The sequence below is a fragment of the Micromonospora sp. C97 genome (genome assembly GCF_018070385.1).
Taxonomy (GTDB): domain Bacteria; phylum Actinomycetota; class Actinomycetes; order Mycobacteriales; family Micromonosporaceae; genus Micromonospora; species Micromonospora parva.
Genome location: NZ_JAGPXU010000009.1, coordinates 199,905 through 218,785 on the forward strand (window position 1 = coordinate 199,905; position 18,881 = coordinate 218,785).

At 70.6% G+C, this 18,881-nt stretch carries 14 protein-coding genes and 1 pseudogene; 5 read left to right on the forward strand and 10 right to left on the reverse strand.

Annotation, left to right across the window (positions count from 1 at the left end):
- Window positions 1–16: 16 nt before the first annotated feature.
- The 3 genes and pseudogenes from KBX26_RS32380 to KBX26_RS15545 all read left to right on the forward strand — a co-directional run.
- A pseudogene (locus KBX26_RS32380) lies at window positions 17–1,441 on the forward strand (family 20 glycosylhydrolase); the annotation flags it as partial.
- A 360-nt stretch (window positions 1,442–1,801) separates the two neighbouring features.
- Window positions 1,802–2,368, forward strand: a complete 567-nt coding sequence (locus tag KBX26_RS32385; protein ID WP_247680674.1) for an RICIN domain-containing protein — start codon at window positions 1,802–1,804, stop codon at window positions 2,366–2,368.
- On the forward strand, window positions 2,350–4,545 hold the full coding sequence (locus tag KBX26_RS15545) for an RICIN domain-containing protein (RefSeq protein WP_210865738.1): 2,196 nt from the start codon (window positions 2,350–2,352) through the stop codon (window positions 4,543–4,545). Before KBX26_RS32385 ends, KBX26_RS15545 begins: the two co-directional genes overlap by 19 nt.
- A 69-nt stretch (window positions 4,546–4,614) precedes the next feature.
- Here KBX26_RS15545 and KBX26_RS15550 read toward each other — a convergent pair whose 3' ends face one another.
- The 3 genes from KBX26_RS15550 to KBX26_RS15560 all read right to left on the reverse strand — a co-directional run bounded on the left by KBX26_RS15550 (window position 4,615) and on the right by KBX26_RS15560 (window position 10,718).
- Window positions 4,615–7,383 (reverse strand): TIM-barrel domain-containing protein, encoded by a 2,769-nt coding sequence (locus tag KBX26_RS15550; RefSeq protein ID WP_247680645.1) that lies wholly within the window; start codon window positions 7,381–7,383, stop codon window positions 4,615–4,617.
- A 131-nt stretch (window positions 7,384–7,514) separates the two neighbouring features.
- Window positions 7,515–8,294, reverse strand: a complete 780-nt coding sequence (locus KBX26_RS15555) for a DeoR/GlpR family DNA-binding transcription regulator (protein WP_210865739.1) — start codon at window positions 8,292–8,294, stop codon at window positions 7,515–7,517.
- An 84-nt stretch (window positions 8,295–8,378) separates the two neighbouring features.
- Window positions 8,379–10,718 carry a beta-galactosidase gene (locus KBX26_RS15560; protein WP_167337310.1) on the reverse strand — a complete coding sequence of 780 codons (2,340 nt, stop codon included), beginning with the start codon at window positions 10,716–10,718 and terminating at the stop codon, window positions 8,379–8,381.
- A gap of 321 nt (window positions 10,719–11,039) precedes the next feature.
- Here KBX26_RS15560 and KBX26_RS15565 point away from each other — a divergent pair, with 321 nt between their 5' ends.
- Window positions 11,040–12,794, forward strand: a complete 1,755-nt coding sequence (locus KBX26_RS15565) for an exo-alpha-sialidase (RefSeq protein WP_156057629.1) — start codon at window positions 11,040–11,042, stop codon at window positions 12,792–12,794.
- 64 nt (window positions 12,795–12,858) lie between these two features.
- On the opposite strand, the gene KBX26_RS15570 is transcribed toward KBX26_RS15565, so the two are convergent.
- The 7 genes from KBX26_RS15570 to KBX26_RS33235 form a co-directional block, all read right to left on the reverse strand.
- Window positions 12,859–13,476: a malonic semialdehyde reductase gene (locus KBX26_RS15570; RefSeq protein ID WP_030333612.1), complete on the reverse strand. Its 618-nt coding sequence runs from the start codon at window positions 13,474–13,476 to the stop codon at window positions 12,859–12,861.
- Window positions 13,473–14,036, reverse strand: a complete 564-nt coding sequence (locus KBX26_RS15575; RefSeq protein WP_030333611.1) for a flavin reductase family protein — start codon at window positions 14,034–14,036, stop codon at window positions 13,473–13,475. Before KBX26_RS15575 ends, KBX26_RS15570 begins: the two co-directional genes overlap by 4 nt.
- Window positions 14,033–15,367, reverse strand: a complete 1,335-nt coding sequence (locus KBX26_RS15580) for an LLM class flavin-dependent oxidoreductase (protein ID WP_210865740.1) — start codon at window positions 15,365–15,367, stop codon at window positions 14,033–14,035. Before KBX26_RS15580 ends, KBX26_RS15575 begins: the two co-directional genes overlap by 4 nt.
- A gap of 11 nt (window positions 15,368–15,378) precedes the next feature.
- Window positions 15,379–16,251, reverse strand: coding sequence for an ABC transporter permease (locus tag KBX26_RS15585; RefSeq protein ID WP_030333607.1), 873 nt, complete (start codon window positions 16,249–16,251; stop codon window positions 15,379–15,381).
- Window positions 16,244–17,173: an ABC transporter ATP-binding protein gene (locus tag KBX26_RS15590; RefSeq protein WP_036411787.1), complete on the reverse strand. Its 930-nt coding sequence runs from the start codon at window positions 17,171–17,173 to the stop codon at window positions 16,244–16,246. The genes KBX26_RS15585 and KBX26_RS15590 overlap by 8 nt, the downstream gene beginning before the upstream one ends.
- Entirely contained in the window at window positions 17,170–18,201 is a 1,032-nt protein-coding gene (locus KBX26_RS15595) for an ABC transporter substrate-binding protein (RefSeq protein WP_210865741.1), read from the reverse strand. Before KBX26_RS15595 ends, KBX26_RS15590 begins: the two co-directional genes overlap by 4 nt.
- A gap of 135 nt (window positions 18,202–18,336) precedes the next feature.
- On the reverse strand, window positions 18,337–18,414 hold the full coding sequence (locus KBX26_RS33235; protein WP_357592331.1) for a putative leader peptide: 78 nt from the start codon (window positions 18,412–18,414) through the stop codon (window positions 18,337–18,339).
- Between the two features lie 247 nt (window positions 18,415–18,661).
- Here KBX26_RS33235 and KBX26_RS15600 point away from each other — a divergent pair, with 247 nt between their 5' ends.
- Window positions 18,662–18,841: a DUF4236 domain-containing protein gene (locus KBX26_RS15600; protein ID WP_030333600.1), complete on the forward strand. Its 180-nt coding sequence runs from the start codon at window positions 18,662–18,664 to the stop codon at window positions 18,839–18,841.
- Window positions 18,842–18,881 lie beyond the last annotated feature (40 nt).

The following is an 18,881-nucleotide window of genomic DNA, read 5'->3' on the forward strand; positions in this document are numbered from 1 at the left end:
CCGGAGGTACGTGACCGTGTTCTCCTCCCACAAGCGGCTTCTCCCTCTCCTCCTCGCCTCCCTGCTGGTCGGCGTCGGGCTCGCTGTCCCGTCGGCGGCGCGGGCGGCCAACCCGACGCCCCAGGTCGCGCCGAGCGTCCGGGAGTGGACCGGAGGGACCGGCGTCTGGACGCTGGCCCCGTCGTCCCGGATCCTGCTCGACCCGGCACACGCCGCCCAGTTGTCACCAGCCGCGACGGCGCTGCGCGTCGACCTCGGCGCGATCAGCGGCGCCGACGTACCGGTTGTCTCGTCGGCGACGCCCGGGACCGGCGACATCCTGCTCACCCTGGCGAGCACCGACGCCGGCATCGGGGATCAGGGCTACCTGCTGACCGCCGGCTCGACCATCGTGATCCGCGCGAACGCGGCGGCCGGCGTGTACTACGGCACCCAGACCCTGCTGCAAATGATCAAACAGAGCGCGACGAGGACGACAGTGCCGGCGGGCACCATCCGGGACTACCCGCAGTACCGGGACCGGGGAGTGATGCTCGATGTCGGCCGGCACTTCTACGAGATGGACCACCTCGAGAACCTGCTCCGCCGGATGGCGTGGCTACGCCTGAACACGCTGCGCCTGCACCTCACCGAGTGGAACGGCTTCCGGCTGCGCAGCGACCGGTACCCCGGGCTGGCCTCGGCGCAGTCCTACAGCAAGGCCGACCTGCGCCGGTTGCAGGACGTCGCCAAGCGCTACCACATCACGATCGTTCCCGAGATCGACCTGCCGGGCCACGCCACGGCGATGACGACCTACGACCCGACGATGAGGTTCTCCTGCTCGTCGATGGACTACGCGCCCTGGCCGGGCGGTGAGAGGGGCGGCTGGACGCTGAACCTCACCAAGGAGAACGCCCGGACGTTCGTGATGAACCTGCTGTCGGAGTTCGTCCCACTGTTCGACGGCCCCTAATTCCACATCGGCGGCGACGAGTACCAGACCGACGCCGCCAAGAACTCCTGCCCCGAGCTGGTCAGCTACGCGCAGGCGCGCGGCTTCCCGTACCCCGGTGACGTCTTCACCGAGTTCATGAACCTGATGAACGACAAGGTGCGCTCGTACGGCAAGACGGCGCAGTTGTGGAACTGGTGGGAGACGAACGGCCAGCAGACCAGCATCAAGCCGGCCACCAACATCGTCCTCACCCCGTACACCGGGTCGCTGAACTACTTCTACAACCTGGGCTACACGGTCGTCGGCGTGCCGGAGAGCACCCTGTACGTGACGCCCGGGCTGAACCTCTACGTCAACACCAAGAACGTCTACGAGAGCTGGGCGCCGGACCAGAACGCGAAGGTCAACGGCTACCAGATGGCCCGCTGGTCGGACGCGATGGAGCACCAGACCGACGAGTGGTTCGACCAGTACGCGAAGCGGCCGACCGAGGTGCTGGCCGAGCGACTGTGGGGCGGCCCCCGGTCGAGCACCGTGGAGGCGTACTTCGCCCGGGTGGACGCGATCGGCGACGCCCCGGGCGTGCCGAGCGTGGTCCAGGTCAACGACAACACCACGGGGACCGGTGACAACCAGTTCAGCTACTCGGGGACGTGGTCCTACGGGGCCAACGGCAGCAGGCAGTTCCAGCGCGACGACCACTACAGCAGCACCCTCGACAGCGCGTACCAGGTGCGGTTCACCGGCAACAAGATCAAGCTCTTCGCCGCCAGGGCGGCGAACCACGGCCGGGCGGGCGTCTCGATCGACGGCGGCCCGGAGACTGTCGTCGACCTGTACTCCCCGACCCGGGTGGACCAGGCGATGGTCTTCACCAGCGGGCAGCTCGCGCAGGGCCCCCACGTCCTCAAGGTGCGGGTGCTGAACAGCAGGAACGCCAGTTCGTCAGGTACGGCGGTCACGGCGGACAAGGTCGAGGTGTCCCGGGCGGCGACCCCGGCCGCGGTGTTCGACCCGGCAACCGAACACCGCGTGGTCAACCGCAACAGCGCCAAGGTGCTGGAGGTGCCGGCGGGCAGCGGGGACGGCGCGAACGCCATCCAGTGGTCGGGCAACGGCGCGGCACATCAGCGCTGGACGCTCGTCGAGGCCGGCGGCGGCTACCACCGCATCGTCAACCGCAGCAGCGGCAAGGTGCTGGACGTGCCCGGCTCCTCCACCGCCGACGGGGCGAACGTCGTGCAGTGGACGTACCACGGCGGTGCGAACCAGCTGTGGAGCGTCATTCCGGTCGGCACCAATTACAAGATCATCAACCGGAGTTCCGGCAAGGCGCTCACCGTCGCCAACGCCGCCACCACCGACGGCGCCGCCGTCGTCCAGTCCACCTACCGCGGAGGTACCGAACAGCAATGGACCATCACCCGATGAACGGCCGGTGGACGGCGGCCCGGGCGGGCACCGCCGCGACCGTCGCCCTGCTGCTCCTGCTCAGCCTGTTGGTGCCGGCGACCGCCGGGCACGCCGCGCCCACCGCGACGGTGAACTACCCGGTCAACCAGGCGTTCAACGGCAGCAGCACCTTCCTCGACAAATCGGCCGACCTGTCGAGGGTGGCGAACCTGACCCAGGGGGCGATCGCCGTCCGGTTCCGGTCCACCAGCACCGCCGTCGCGAAGAGCTTCTTCAGCGCCTCGCACACCGCCGACGACTCCAGCAACCTGTCGTTCTCCCTCAACGGCGGCTCGGTGTACTTCGAGAACCGCGAGAACGGGGCGTACGCCACCCAGATGACCGCCACCGGCGGTCCCTACAACGACGGCGTCTGGCACACCGCCATCCTGACCGTCGGCACCGAGGGCACCCGCCTGCACGTCGACGGGGTGCTTCGCGCCACGCACCCCTCCACCCGGTTCTTCGCGAACGTCCGGGACCTGAACGGCATGTGGATCGGCCGCAACGTCGACGCCCAGGGAGCTCAGTGGCACTACAGCGGTGACCTGGACTACGTGCGGGTGTACGGAACCCCGCTGACGGCGGGCGAGATCAGCGACCTGAGCATGCGCATCGACTACACGATCCCGTTCCTGGACCTCAAGGACGACGCGCGCCGTCAGGTGCTCACCGACCGCCAGGCCGGGCAGTACCTCGGGCACCCCGACACCGTCCTGCTCGACGACGGCCGCACGATGTTCGCCGTCTACCCCATGGGCCACGGCACCGGCCAGATCATCCTGAAGCGCAGCGACGACGGTGGGCGCACCTGGAGCGGTCGACTCCCCACCCCGGCGAGCTGGGCCACCAGCAAGGAGACACCCACCCTCTACAAGGTGGTCAAGCCGAACGGGGCGACCCGACTCCTGCTGGTCAGCGGCCTTCCAGCGAGTCCGGGCGGGTTCAAGACCGCGTACTCCGACGACAGCGGCCGGTCCTGGTCGGAGTTCACCCACCACTTCGCCGACGCCGGCTTCGCCGGGTACGTCGCGCACGCCACGCTGGTCCGGCTGAAGAAGGCCGACGGGTCGTGGGACTTCCGGTACCTGGGCGTCTTCCACGACGGTGGCTACAACAACTGGAAGACGTACCTGACCTTCGACGCCGCCGGCAACGCCGTCTGGAGCACGCCGACCCGGCTGCTCGCCGCGCACAACACCATCGAGAAGTACGCCGGCCTCTGCGAGATCGAGATCATCCGCTCGCCGGACGGTCGCCAGCTCGCGATGCTCGCCCGGGCACAGCACAAGCGCACCAACGCCATGGTCGCGTTCTCCAACGACGAGGGGAACACCTGGACCGAACCGCGCGAGATGCAGGGCGCCCTGATGGGCGAACGGCACGCCGCCACGTACGACCCGGCGTCCGGTCGGCTCGTCATCACCTTCCGCGACATCATCCGCAACAGCGTGAGCAACACCGGCGCGTGGGTGGCCGGCGACTGGGTGGCCTGGGTCGGCACGTACGACGACCTGGTCAACTCCCGGGAGGGGCAGTACCGGGTGCGGTTGCTGGAGGACTTCACGCCCTCGGTCAAGAGCGGCGACACCGGTTACGCCGGCAACGTGGTGCTGCCCGACGGGACGTTCGTGCTCACGTCCTACGGATACTTCGACCCGGCCGACACCAGCTACCCGTACATCATGACCGTCCGGTTCAGCCTGAAGGAACTCGACGCCCTCAACGGCTCGTTCGACCCGACCGCGAGCTACACGCTCACGAACCGGGCCAGCGGGAAGGTCATCGAGGTCGCGGTCGCCGCACCGGGTGACGGCGGCGACGCCGTGCAGTGGGCCGACAACGGTGGCGCGCACCAGAAGTGGTCGATCGTGCCGCTCGGCAACGGGTACCACCGCATCGTCAACCGCCGCAGCGGCCGTGCCCTGGACGTGGCCGGCAGCTCGACGGCGGACGGCGCCGACGTGATCCAGTGGACGTACACCGGTGCGGCCAACCAGCAGTGGCGGATCACGCGCGTCGGCACCCACGTCACCATCACGAACCGCAACAGCGGCCGGGTGCTCGACCTCGACGGGACGATCACCGACAACGGGGCGGACGTCGTCCAGCGCACCGCCACCGGCGCGACCCGCCAACAGTGGTCCCTCTCCTAGGACCGTCGTCGCAGGACGCCGCGGGCTGCTCCAGCAGCCCGCGGCGTCTCGCTTCCACAGGTGTACGCGTCAACTCCCCGACGCCGACGCCACAGCTCTGCCGGTGACGGTCAGGTCGGCCACCGTGGTCCACGGCCCCCGGTCACCGGCCTCGCTCAGTGCCCGCAGGCGCAGGTACCGGCCGCTGCGCGCGGCGGTGAACGGCACCACCTTCTGCGTCGCCGTGTCGGCGAGGGTTCCCGAGGCCACCGGCGTGCCCCAGTTGCTCGGGCTGTCCGACACGTACACCTCGTAGCGGCCGATCCGGCCGTTGACTCCCCCGTCCTGCCGGGGCAGGTACCGCAGCCCGTCGACCTGGTACGTGGCGCCCAGGTCGAGTTGGATCTCGTGCGGCAGGGGTGCGGCCGTGGTCGACCAGGCGCTGTGCCAGAAGGTGGACGTACTGCCGTCGAAGGCATTGCCGGCCGCGCCGTTCTCCGCGCTGGTCTCCTCGCTGTCGGCGTACACGAGTCGCCAGTTGTCGCGCGGGATCGGCGGCGGCGTCGTGCTGGTGCCGGCGACCGGGAGCACCGCGCCGTCGATCCGGGTCTGGAACGCGGCGCCCCGCGACCCGGCCTTGATCCGCAGCACGCCGTCGGCGTAGAACCAGCCGCTGCTCGCCGAGTCGTACGCGGCGCGGGTGGCGAGCGACGGCAGGGTCTGGCCGGCGACCGTGACGGCGCGGGGAGCGGCCGCCAGGTGCGCGGTGAACTCGTAGGAGCGCGACGACGGCTTGCCGGCGTACGTGCCGACGGAGGCGCCCACGTCCACGGTGACCGTCCCGGTGCCGGACGTCGGTGCCGTCATGCTGACCTGCTGGGTGGCGTAGGCGCCGCTCTGGTAGGCGCGGGTGATGCCGTCGTCCTCGTAGAGGGTGAAGCTCGACGAACCGCGCGGATACAGGTCGTAGGTGAGCGTGGAGACCGGCTTCTCACCCGTGTGGTTCATCTGCGGCCACATCGGCACGATGGAACCGCCCTTGACGAACAGGGGCAGCCGGTCGAGCGGCGCGGCGTACCCGTTCAGTGTGAGCGGGCCCTGGTAGACCCGGCCGGTCCAGTAGTCGGTCCAGGTGCCGGCCGGCAGGTAGATGCCGTCGCGCAGCTCGGTGTCGGAGACCACCGGCGCCACCAGGAACGCGTCGCCCGCCATGAACTGCCCCGACGTGGCGTTGCCCCGGGCGACCGGGTCGTTGGGATATTCGAGCACCAGGGCCCGGGTCGCCGGTACGCCGGTCACGCTGGCCACCCGGCTCATCGTGTAGTGGTACGGCATCAGCCGCATCTTGAGCTGGAGGTACCGGCGGTTGATCGACAGGTACGGCTCGGCGTACCGCCAGGGCTGCTTGTCCTGGTAGCCGGCCGCCGGGTTGGTCACCCCCCAACCGGACATCGTCATGAACGCCGGCGTGAACGACTTCCACTGCAGGTCCCGCACGTAGGTGTTCGGGCTGCCACCGAAGATCCCGTCGACGTCACCGGTGGCGTAGTTGAAGCCGGACAACCCGGCGCCCGCGACGGCCGGCACCGTCCACCGCATGTCGTCCCACCGGCCGTACGTGTCACCGGTCCAGACCACGGCGTTGCGCTGGGTGCCGGCCCACCCGTCGACGGTCCAGACGTAGCGACGCGCGTCGGAGTTGCGCTCGATGCCGTCCACCGCCTGCTGGACGCCACGGAAGGCGTTCTGGTAGCCGCCGCCGACCCAGGCGACGTCGGTCTTCACGCCACGGGTGCCGGCGGCGCCGACCTCGTAGTCGATCGACGACAGGCCGGCCGAGGTCCACAGGCCGGTCTGGAAACCGAGCGCCTTGGCGCCGGCGACGGTGGCGGGCAGGTCGGTGTAGCCGCAGCCGTACCCGTCGTTGGGCAGGAACCAGCCGGACGGCATGTCCTTGGCGCGGGCCTCCCGCGCGTACGAGAGCACGTCGGGAGTCCGCTGGTGCCCGGCCCGGTTGTGGTCGCCCTGGTAGGCGGGGTTGGACGCGTTGAAGCAGTCGGCGTTGCCGAGTTCGAGGCCCCACATCGGGCTCAGGAACGGCTTGCCGGTCACGTCGGTGTACGCGCCGAGCACACCCTTGAGCGAGTCGCCCACGAAGTAGTAGGCGTCGAACCGTTCCTCGTTGTGGGTGGTGGTCACCGGTGCGGTGAAGCCGTACGAGCCGGGTGCCCACGTGTTGCGCAGGACGCCGTAGCCGTTGGTGGACAGGTAGAAGGGGGCCGGACTGGCGTTGGTGTTCTCCCGCCACTGGTTGTCCACGGCGATCGGCACCGTCTTGTCGCGCAACGCCCACTCCCCCAGGCGCAGGCCGGTGCCGTAGAACTGCTCGTCGGTGGCGCGGGCCAGCCGTTGGGTGGTGCGACCGGCGGTCCAGTCGAGCGGTTGCGCCTCCCGCCAGATGAGCCGCCCGTCGGGGCGCTGGACCTGCATCGTCAGAGGGCTCTTGGTGATCCGGATGACCACCGCCGAGGTGGCGATGCGGAAGGCGGTGCCCTCGTCGGTCGCGGTGCTGGCGACCGCACCGAAGTCGGTCCGCACGGTGATCTCGTTCGCCGCCGGTTCGGTGAAGGTGCCGTTCGGTGCGACCCAGACGCGGAAGATGTCCGCGCGGGCCAGTGTGAGCCGGATGCGGGCGGCCGTGCTGGTGGCGATGGTGTACGTGTTCCCGGCCCGGGTGAGGCCGGTCGCGCTTCCCGGTGTGCCCGCGCGGGCGGGTACGGCGTGCAGCATCGCGGCGAGCAGGATGAGGACCACGATGGCGGCGCGGCGGGTGTGCGCGGGCAGCGATGACCAGATCATCGTTTTCTCCCGGTGTGGTGAGGGGCAACATTCACGAAGACCGATGAGATGGAATGCTGCACCTGCTTGACTCAAGATGCAATAAGTAGGCCGCGATTTTGCATCGAGTTACATCTTTGCCAGGAGCCCCGTCAGACCTGGAGCACCGTGACACCGGCCTGCTCGACGAGGCTCACCTGCTGCGGGTCCGCCGCCCGGTCGGTGACCAGAGTGTCGATGTCGCCCAACGGGCAGATCCGGTTGAAGCTCCGGCGGCCCAGCTTCGAGGAGTCCGCGACGACGATCGTCCGCGCCGCGCTGGTCACCATGACGTGGTTGACCGCGGCCTCGCCGTCGTTGTGGGCGCTGGCGCCGTGCTGGTGGTCGATCGCGTCCACCCCGAGCACGACGACGTCCAGCGCCACGGACGCGAGCATCGTCTCCGCGATACGACCGACCAGCTCGTAGGACTGGGGGCGGGCCGTCCCACCGGTGAGCACCACCCGGATGTGCGGACGCACGATGAGCTCGTGGGCGATGTTCAGCGCGTTGGTCACCACAGTGGCCGCCGACAGCTGACCGCTCGCGTCGGTACGCAGCGCGAGCGCCCGGGCCACCTCGGTCGTCGTGGTGCCACCGTTGAGCCCGACGGTGCTGCCCGGTGGGATCAGCGCGAGGGCGGCCGCGGCGATCCGCTGCTTCTCCGATGCCTGCCGCACCGCCTTGTAGCGCAGCGGCAGGTCGTAGGAGACGTTGGTGACGACCACGCCGCCCCGGGTACGGGTCACCAACTGCTGGGTGGCCAACTCGTCGAAGTCACGACGGATGGTCGCCGTGCTCACGCTCAGCTCGCGGGCGGTGGCCTCGATGTCGAGTTGGCCCTCGACGGCGACCATCTCCAGGAGCCGGTGCCACCGCTCGCGCTGGTTCACGTTCCACTCCGGTCGCTCCGCCCACCCATGCGGCCATCTTTGCATCTGTGATGCAAAGCCCGTACCGCACGTGGCCGAGGGGCGTCAGGCCGGGGTGAGTCGCCAGTGCTGGGAGGCGCTGCCGGTGTCGGCCTGCTGCACGATCACGGCCCCGTTGGTGCTCGCCCCACCGGCCACGGCCAGGACCTTGCCGGTCTGCACGTTGACCAGCTTCACGAAGTCGCCGGACGCCGCGACGACCCGCCACTGCTGGTTACCGCCGCCGGTCGCGGTCCACTGGATGACCCGCGCCCCCTCCGCCGTGGAGCTGGCCTCGACGTCAGCCAGCAGACCCGAACTGACGCTGGTCATCGTGGTGACGCCACCAACCGCGCCGGCCATCAACCACGCCTGGTTGGCGCCGCCGTTGGGGGTCCACTGGATCAACTGCACGCCGGTGGCCCCGGACAGGTCCGGCACGTCGAGGGCCTTGCCGCTGGCCCGGTTGACCACCGTGTGGCGAACGGCGCCCGACTGGCCGCTCAGGGTGGCCTCGAAGGGGATCGGCTGGGCCTGCGTCTGGTGCAGGTCGAAGACCACAATCTCGTTGGCGCCGACCCGCAGCCACGGCGCCGGGCAGTAGAGCCGCTGCTGCGGCCCCACCTTCCAGTAGCGGCCCAGGTTGCGCCCGTTGACCCAGACCACGCCCTTGGTCCACCGGGACATGTCCAGGTACGCGTCGCCGGTCTGGGTGAGGTTGACGGTGGCCTTGAAGAAGATGCCGGGCCGCGCGGCGTTGGTGATCACCGGACGCAGACCGGCCACGAACGTCTCGTCGACGGGCAGCAGGTGGGTCTGCCAGTTGGTCAACGTGCCGGTCAGGGTGCCCGCGTCGACAAGCGACACCCGCTCGGTGATGCCCTTGCGGTCGACCAGCGCCTGGCCGAAGTTGTTGCGGCCCATGCCCTCGACCAGGATGTCGAGCGTGGGGCTGCCGCTCGCCGAGGTCTTCAGCGCCAGCGGCGCGTCGCGCACCGTCACGCCGAGCGGCGTCGTGTAGGTCGCCGGCAGGTTGCTCCGGGACATGGCGCCCTGGTAGACGCCGTCGAGGAACACCGTCGCGTAGTCGCGCACCGACCTGACGTCAAGCGTGGCCCGGGTGTAGCCGGGAAGGACCCGGCGGTAGAGCATGAAGCCGGAGTTCTGGCCGTACATCTCCATCGGTTGCGGGTTCGTCTGGGTCGGCAACGCGGCCGGCAGGTTGTCCCACAGCGAGGCGTACGGGGCCGGCAGCACCGCCTGGGCGCCGGTCCGCACGATGGTGGGGATCGGCGCCGGGACGGCCGGCAGCGTCACCCCGAGGGCGGTGCCGATGATCTCCCGGTAGGCCGGGTACAGCCGCGACGGGCCGCCCTGTTCGGTGATCGGCGCGCCGTAGTCGTAGGTGGTGATGTCCGCCTGGTAGCCGGAGCCGTCGTTGGCGGCGTTCGCGCCGGCCCAGTACCCGAAGTTCGTCCCACCGTGGATCATGTAGAGGTTGAACGACAGGCGGCCGGCCATCAGACCCCGCAACTGGGTGGAGATGTCGGTGTTCGATCCGGCGAAGCCACCGTCGGCCCAGTGGGTCAACCAGCCGGTGTACAGCTCACCGGACATCGCCGGAACTGTCGGGAAGGACTGGCGGGCGGCGGCGATGGCCGCGGCGTCACCCCCGCTGAGCGCGACCGCGCCGCCGGTGACCACGGTGCGGTTGCCCTGCACCTGACCCAGGCCGTCCTCGGTGTAGAACGGCCCGTTGATCCCGGCGCGCAGCCACAGCTGCCGCAGCTCCTCCAGGTACGTCGTGTCGCTGCCGTACGACCCGTACTCGTTCTCGATCTGGACCATCAGGATCGGCCCGCCGTTGGCCACCATGAGCGGCTTGACCAGCGCGGCCAGCGCGTTGATGTAGCGCGTGACGGCAGCCATGTAGTTCGGGTCGGCGGCGGTGCGGACCCGCAGTTTGATGGTCGGGTTGCGCAGCAGGTACGGCGGTAGCCCGCCGAGGTCCCACTCGGCGCAGACGTACGGGCCGGGTCGCAGCAGCACGTACATGCCCTCGGCCTGACACAGCCGGATGAAGCCGGCGATGTCCCGCCGATCGGTGCTGAAGTCGAAGACGCCCTGCCGCTCCTCGATGTGGTTCCACATCACGTAGATGGCGATCGTGTTCATGCCCATCGCCTTGGCCATCTGGATCCGGTGCCGCCAGTACTGCACCGGGATGCGGGCCGGGTGCATCTCGCCGCTGCGGATCTGGAACGGCTGGCCGTCGAGCAGGAAGTTGCTGCCGTCGGCGGAGAACCCGAAGGTCTGCGCCGCCGCGGCGCTGGCCGGGCCGCCCGACGCCAGCATCGCCGCGAACGGACTGAGCACGCCGATGGTGAGGAGTTGGCGCCGTTCCATGGGGTCTCCTTCGGACAGGCGTCGCCGGCGGCGGTCGCGGGCCGGGGACGGGCCCGATCGCCGAGATGACGAAGGTGGTCGATGCAGTCGAGCCTGCCAGACGACGCAACATGATGTAAATATCCGAGCCCTATCCGGCATCTTCGATCAGCGGAACGTCCTGACCGCACCGTCCACGACGGACGAACAGGTCGGCGCCCGCCGCCCCACGTCGATCTATTGACGACCGGTGCGGCGTCCGGCTAGCGTCCCGACATCAGATATCCGACGTCTTATGCCTTGTCTTCCCCCGCCCACACCCCCGTCCCCCGAAGGAGTCCTGTGTCTCCTGTCCGAGCACTACCGCGCCGAGTGATCGCGGTCGTGGCCGCCGTCCTCGGCGTGGCCGCGATCCTGCCCGCCACGCCAGCCCACGCCGCCCCCGCCGGCGTGAGCGCGACCGCCAGCGCCGACTGCACGACCGGCCGGCTCAACCTCCGGCTCACCAACGGCAGCACCACCGCGCAGACCTTCACCGTCACCTGGCCGGGCCGCACCAACTCCCCCTGGACCCGGACAGTCGCCGCCGGCAGCAGCAGCAGCGAGCTGTACTGGACCCTCCCGGCCGGCACCGCGTACACCCTGCGGACCACCACCCCGACCGGCCTGGACGACACCTCCGCCGGCATCTTCCACTGCGGCACCGGCATGTCCGCGCTCACCAGCTACGACTGCACCGCCGGGCGACTCCAGCTCGCGCTGGAGAACCGCACCACGACGGCCCGGGACTTCACCGTCACCTGGCCCGGTCGCACCGGGTCCCCGTGGACCCGCACCATCGCCGCCGGCGGCAACTACCTGCACTACTGGACCGTCGGCGCCGGCACCGCGTACACCCTGCGGGTCACCGCCCCCGGTTTCGACACCACACTGCGGGGCACCGCCGGGTGCGGCCTGAGCGCCGGCACCCCGCAGATGAACACCACTGCGGTGCTGACCACCCAGAGCGTCATCCGCAACCTCAACGGCCCGAACGGCCGCTACGACGGCACCTCGGCCTCGGTCCGCATCCCGGGCATGGCCGTCACCAACAACGGCACCGTCATCGCCGTCGCCGACGCCCGGATCAACGGCTCGTACGACCTCGGCGGCGGCACCAACAACATCCAGATCGCGATGACCCGCAGCACCGACGGCGGCCGGACCTTCGACCAGCCGCGCGTCATCCACGCGCCCGCCACCACCAGCGAGGGAGCGGGCGACCCGAGCCTGCTGGTGGACCGCCGGACCGGCACCGTCTACTGCTTCTTCACGTACTCCCCCCGGCCGGGCATCAGCTTCTGGTCCGGCTCGTCCGGCCTCAACACGGCCAACGACCCGAACAGCCTGCACCTGCAATACATCACCAGCCGGGACAACGGCGCCACCTGGAGCGCCCCGGTCGAGCTGAACCCGACGATCAAGGTCGCGAGCTGGCAGCAGGCGTTCTTCTCCTCCGGGCACGGCATCCAGACCAGCACGGGCCGCCTGATCCAGCCGTTCGTCTACCGGGACGGGGCGGGTCTCACCCAGACCGCCAACGTCTACAGCGACGACAACGGCGTGACGTGGCGACGCGGCGGACCCGCCGGCGGGAACATCAACGAGAGCAAGGCGGTCGAGCGCGGCACCGGGGCGATCGTGCAGAACATGCGGCACAACAGCACCCGTAGCCGGTTCTACTCCACGTCCACCGACGGCGCTGTGACGTTCGGCCCGGCCACCGCCAGCGCCCTGCTGACCGACCCGCTCTGCAACGCCGACGAGATCTCCTACCTGCGCCCGTCGGAGGTGGGCGCGAACGGCGCACCGGTGCGTACCCGCACCGCCCTGTTCAGCAACAACGCGGCCCCGGCCGCGCGCAACGACCTCACCGTCCGGCTTTCCACCGACGACGGCGCCAGCTGGCCCGCCCGAGCGCTGGTCAAGCCGGGCGGGGCGGGCTACTCCACGATGGCGGTGCTGAACGACGGCACGGTCGGCAACCTGTACGAGGTGGGCAACACCGGCGGGATCTTCTTCGCCCGCTTCACCGTGGACTGGGTCAAGGGGTCCTGACCCACGAACCACCCGCCCCCGGTGCCGGCGTGGCGCCGGCACCGGGGGCGGGTGGTTCTTCCGCTCAGTCGTCGAGGGTGCGGATCACCTCCCCGGTGTCCAGCCGGGGCAGGCGGTCGGGCGAGTCCCCGACACTGGGGTGCCCGAGGTTGAGCAGCAGCAACACCTCGTGCCGACCGTCGGGGAAGAACTCCCGCTGCACGCCCGCGACGTCGAAGCCCGCCATCGGGCCGGCGGCGAGCCCCGCCGCGCGGACACCGACGATCAGATAGCCGATCTGCAGGGTGGCGTTGAACCGGGCCTGCTCCACCCGGGCCGCCCGGTCCGCCAGCCAGTCCCGGGCCTGCGGGCGGTGCGGGTACAGCTCGGGCAGCCGCCGGTGGAACTCCACGTCGGCGGCGAGGATCGCGGTCAGCGGGGCGCGGGCCGTCGCGACCCGGTTGCCACTGGACAGGTGCGGCAGCAGCCGGGCCCGGGAATCCGGCGAGCGCAGCAGCAGCACCCGCAGCGGCTGGCCGTTGTACGCGGTCGGCCCGTACCGGATCAGGTCGTGGATCGCCGCGACCTGGGCGTCGGTGACCGGCTCGTCGGTGAACGTGTTCGCCGTGCGGGCCGCCCGGAACAGCAGGTCCTGGGCGGCCCGGTCCAGCGCGAGCAGGTCCGGCGCGGTCGGTGCCGTCACGTCGGCGAACCGGCGGTGGTGTAGCCACCCCGGTGGTGCACCAGCGGCGCGCCGTCGCCGCCGTCGCCGAGCGCCAGCGGCTCGGCGATCACCAGCGAGTGGTCGCCGGCCGGAACCCGGTGCACCACCCGGCAGAGCAGCCGGGCCAGCACGCCGCCGAGCAGCGGAACCCCGAACGGTCCCGACGTCCAGTGCGGGTACGCGGCGAACCGGTCGATGCCGCTGGTGGCGAAGACCGTGGCGGCCTCCCGCTGCCCGGCCGCGAGCAGGTGCACGGCGACGTGCTCGGCGCGGGCCACCACCGGCCAACTCGACGACGCCGTCCCGAGGCAGAACGAGACGAGCGGCGGGTCCAGCGACACCGACGTGAACGAGGTGGCGGTGAACCCCGCCCGGATCGGCGCGCCGATCCCACCCAGGCAGGCCGGCTCGGTGCCGCGGGCGACGGCGGTGACCACCGTGACGCTGGTGGCCTGCCGGCGCAGCAGCGCGCGGAACAGGTCCCCGTTGACCGGTCGCAGCTCGACGGTGCCCGCCGAGGGTCGCTCCACGGTGGTCACGCCGACACCAGGGCGGACGCGGCGTACGCGCTGGCCGGTCGGGGCAGCCCGTAGTGCTCGCGCAGCGTCCGACCGGTGTACTCGGTGCGGAACAGCCCTCGGGAGCGCAGCACCGGCACCACGTGGTCGACGAAGTCGGCGAGCCCGCCGGGCAGGTGCGGCGGCATGATGTTGAACCCGTCGGCGGCGCCCCGGGTGAACCACAGCTCGATCTGGTCGGCGATCTGCTCCGGTGTGCCGGCGACGACCCGGTGACCCCGACCGCCACCGAGCCGGCCGATCAGCTGCCGGACGGTGAGCTTCTCCCGGCGGGCCAGGTCGGTGACGAGTTGGTAGCGGCTCTGGTGGGCCTGCACGGTGCCGGAGTCCGGCAGCTCCGGCAGCGGCCCGTCCAGCGGCAGGCCGGTCAGGTCGATGCCGAGCATCCCGGAGAGCTGCGCGAGGGCGTACTCGGGGACGATCAGCTCCTCCAGCTCGGCGGCGAGCGCCCGCGCCTCGGCCTCGGTGCCGCCGATCACCGGCGCGATGCCGGGCAGGATCTTCACCAGGTCCGGGTCCCGGCCGGCGGCGGTGACCTGCCGGCGCAGCTCGGCGTAGAAGCGCTGCCCGTCGGCGAGGGTCTGCTGGGCGGTGAAGACCGCCTCGGCGTAGCGGGCGGCGAAGGCGATGCCGTCCGGCGACGACCCGGCCTGCACCAGCAGCGGCCGGCCCTGCGGCGGGCGGGGGATGTTGAGCGGGCCACGGACCTGGAACTCCGGTCCCCGGTGCGCCACCTCGTGCACCCGGTCGGTGTCGGCGAACACCCCGGCCGTGGTGTCGAAGACCAGCGCGTCGTCCTCCCAGCTGTCCCAGAGCTTGATCGCCACGTCGACGAACTCGGCGGCCCGCCGGTACCGGTCGGCGTGCGCGGGGTGGCTGTCCCGGTTGAAGTTGACCGCCTCCCGCTCCTGGGCGGAGGTGACGATGTTCCAGCCGGCCCGGCCGCCGCTGAGGTGATCCAGCGAGGCGAACTTGCGGGCGGTGTGGAACGGCTCGTTGTAGGTGGTGGAGACCGTGGCGATGAGGCCGATGTGTTCGGTCACCGCGGCGAGCGACGCGAGCAGGGTCAGCGGCTCGAAGACGGCCTGGATGTTGTGGCGGGGGTTCGGCCCGACCGAGAGACCGTCGGCGAGGAAGAGCGAGTCGAGGGTGCCGCGTTCGGCGATCCGGGCCAGCTCCTGGAAGTGCCGCACGTCGGTGACCCGACGCGGGTCGGTGCGGGGGTGCCGCCAGGCCGCCTCGTGGTGGCCGACGCCCATCAGGAACGCGTTGAGGTGCAGGGTGCGGGTCATTGGTGTCCGTCCTATCCGGCAGTGACGTCGACGCGCCAGGTGGAGAAGCGACGTTCGAGGGCGACGAGGAGTTGGTTGACGACCAGACCGATGGCGGAGATCGTGATGATCCCCGAGTACATGTCGGCGATCGCGAAGTTGTACTGCGCGTAGTTGATGAGGTAGCCGAGCCCCGCCTTCGCGCCGACCATCTCGGCCGCGACCAGCACCAGGATCGAGTACGCCCCGGCCAGCCGGACGCCGGTGAAGATGGTCGGCACCGCGGCCGGCAGGATCACCTTCTGGAACAGCCGCAGGTGGTTGAGCCCCATCGAGCGGGCCGACCGGATCAGCAGCGGGTCGACGCCCTTCACCCCGGCGATGGTGTTGAGCAGGATCGGCCAGGAGCACGCGTACAGCACCAGGGCGATCTTGGAGGTCTCCCCCAAGCCGAGGATGAGCACGAACACCGGCAGCAGGGCCAGCGCCGCGGTGTTGCGGAACACCTCCAGCAGCGGGCTGAGCAGCTCGGCGAGCGGCCGGTACCAGCCGATCAGCAACCCGAGCGGGATGGCGGTGAGCACCGCCAGGCCGAGCCCGGCCAGCGACCGGGTCAGGCTCGCGCCCACGTGCTCGGCGAGCTGCCCGCTGCGCAGCAACTCCCACCAGGCCACCAGCACCTCCGACAGCGGGGGCAGGAAGACCCGGTCCACCAGCCCGAGCCGCGGCGCGCTCTCCCAGATCGCGGCCAGCGCGACGATCGCGACACCGCGGTGCAGCACCCTGCCGCCGAGGCCGAGCAGCCGGCCGGCGGGGCCGCGGGCACCGGATCCGGGGGCGGCCACCGCGTCGGGCGCGGTCGTCGGGGCCGCCAGCCGGGTGGGACGTTCGGCGATGTCAACCAACGCGGGCCTCCTCGGTGTGGGCCGCCGCCGGCGCCGCGCGCCGCGCGTCGGCTCCGGCGACGACGGAAGTACGACCACCACCTGCTCCGGGGTGGGCGGTGCGGCTGCCGGTGGCGCCTTCGGCGGCCTGGGCGGCGCGCACCTCGTCGCGCAGCAGGGTCCAGATCTGGTGCCGGTGGTGGCGGAACGCGTCGGTGGAGCGGACGTCCTCGGCCGCGTCCCGGTCGCCGAGGTCGATGTCGATGACCTGTTTGAGCCGACCGGGCCGGGACGTCAGCACCGCCACCCGCTGTCCCAGGTAGACGGCCTCGTCGATGCCGTGGGTGATGAACACGACGGTCTTGCCGGTGCGGGCCCAGATCCGCACCAGCTCGTCCTGCAACGAGTCGCGGGTCTGCGCGTCCAGGGCGGCGAACGGCTCGTCCATCAGCAGCACGTCCGGGTCGTACGCGAGGCTGCGGGCGATGGCCACCCGCTGCTTCATCCCGCCGGACAGCTCGTGCGGGTAGCGGTCGGCGAACCCGCGCAGGCCCACCAGGTCGAGGTGGTGCTCGATCAGGGCGGCCCGTTCGCCCCGGGGCACCCCCTTGGCTTCGAGACCGAACGCGACGTTGCCGGCGGCGGTGCGCCAGGGCAGCAGCGCGTACTGCTGGAAGACGATGCCCCGGTCCAGGCCGGGGCCGGTGACCGGCCGGCCGTCGACGAGCACCCGCCCACCGGTCGGTTCGGTGAGCCCGCCGAGCAGGTCGAGCAGGGTGGACTTGCCGCAGCCGCTGGGGCCGACGACGACCAGGAACTCGCCCGGGCGTACCCCGAGGGTGACCTCGTCGAGTGCGGTGACCGCGCCGGCCGCGCCACGCCGGCCGCCGCGGACGCCGAAGGTCTTGCTCACCCGGTCAAAGAGGATCTTGTCGGTGTTCACGCGCTGCCACCGTCCACGAAGGGGTTGAACCGGTTGGTGTAGAGGTCGGCGGGCTTCGGACGGTCGCCCCTGAGCTCGCCCTCGGCGGCGAGCCAGTCGATCCAGGTGCCGAACTCCTGCTCGTCGATCACCCCGCCCCGGCCGGCGACGCCGCTGCTCTTCCAGTACGCGACCAGCGACGGGTCCTCGTTGCGACCCCGCTTGCCGATGATGTCCCGCATCCGGGCGACAACGGTCTCCCGGGGTTGGGTGCGCGCCCACTCGATGGCCTTGCCGACCCCGGTGACGAACGCCTTGACGGTCTCCGGGTTGCGCTTGATGAAGTCGTCGCGGAAGACGTAGGTGCCGCCGCTGAACGCGCCGAGCAGTTCGTAGTCGGTGACGATGGTGCGGATGCCGCCACTGGCGACCGCCTTGTCCCGGATCACCCCACCGAGCACCGCGACGTCGATCTGTTGCTGTCGCAGCGACTGCTCGGTGTTGACCGGTGGCAGCGCGACCAGCTCGACCTGCCTGATCTCGGCGGGGGTGAGACCGCCGCGAGCGAGCCAGGTCTTGAGCACGGCCTCGGCGTGCGCGCCGAGGGTGTTCATGCCGACCTTCTTGCCGATCAGGTCGCGGGGCCCGCGGATCGGGCTGCCGTCGAGCACGTAGTAGCCCTGGAAGGTCTGCGCGTCCGAACCGTAGTAGCTGACCACCGCGGTGATCGGGGCGTTGGCGGCGGCGAGCTTGACGATGGCGCCGTTGAACGCGCCGCCGAAGTCGCTCTGCCCGGTGGCGGTGGCCTGGATGTCCTGCGGACCGCCGGTGACGTTGCCGATCCAGGTGAGCGTGACGTCGCCGAGATAGCCGAGGTCGGCGGCGAGTTCGGGGAGGGTGACCTGGCCGACGGAGCCCTGGTAGCGCAGCTCGCTGACCTGGTCGCCGCTGGCGGTGGCGGCACCGCCGCATCCGGCGGTGGCGGCGAGCACGACCAGCGCGGCAGCGGTGGCGAGGGTACGCCGAACGGCATGACGGGGTGGGGACATGAGGAGTCTCCTGATCTGTCCACGATGGGAGTGGGGACGCCCGGATGGGGGCGTACGGGCACGCACGCTGCTCCGCGTTGAGCGGGCGGGCGGTGGGAGTGCGGCGCTGGAGCCGAGCCGGCTGAACCGGTCAGCTCAACAGAGCGCGCTCGCGTGCCGGACCAGGTCGATGTGCACACGAGCGGTGAGGAGAAGCTCATCCCGCTGCGACATGACCCCATGCTGCCGGGCGTCGGATCGAGCGGTCAACGGCCTTCCAGAAGATGAGACTTCTATCGCCGCCGATGTTACGGAGCCCTTCTGGCAGCGTTTACCGTTCCGCAACACCTATCTGTTTGATAGGGATACCGGTGTCGGACGAGCACCGTCCAGGACGGACACCGAGAGGGTTTCAAAAGTTGTCGGTTCGGGCATGTTCGATCTCGACACGGCAGGGAACGGTGACGAGGGGAGACCTCCGATGGGCCTCATGTTTCGCAAGCGCAAGAAGTACGGTCCGATCATCCTGAACTTCACCGAGAACGGCTTCTCCTCGTGGAGCATCAAGATCGGTCGCTGGTCCTGGAACTCCAAGGCGCGTGCGCACCGCGTCGACCTGCCGGGTCCGCTGTCCTGGAAGCAGGACAAGTCCCGGTCGTAAACCTCCCGGGAGTCGAGCGGGGTGCCGGTGATTCACCGGC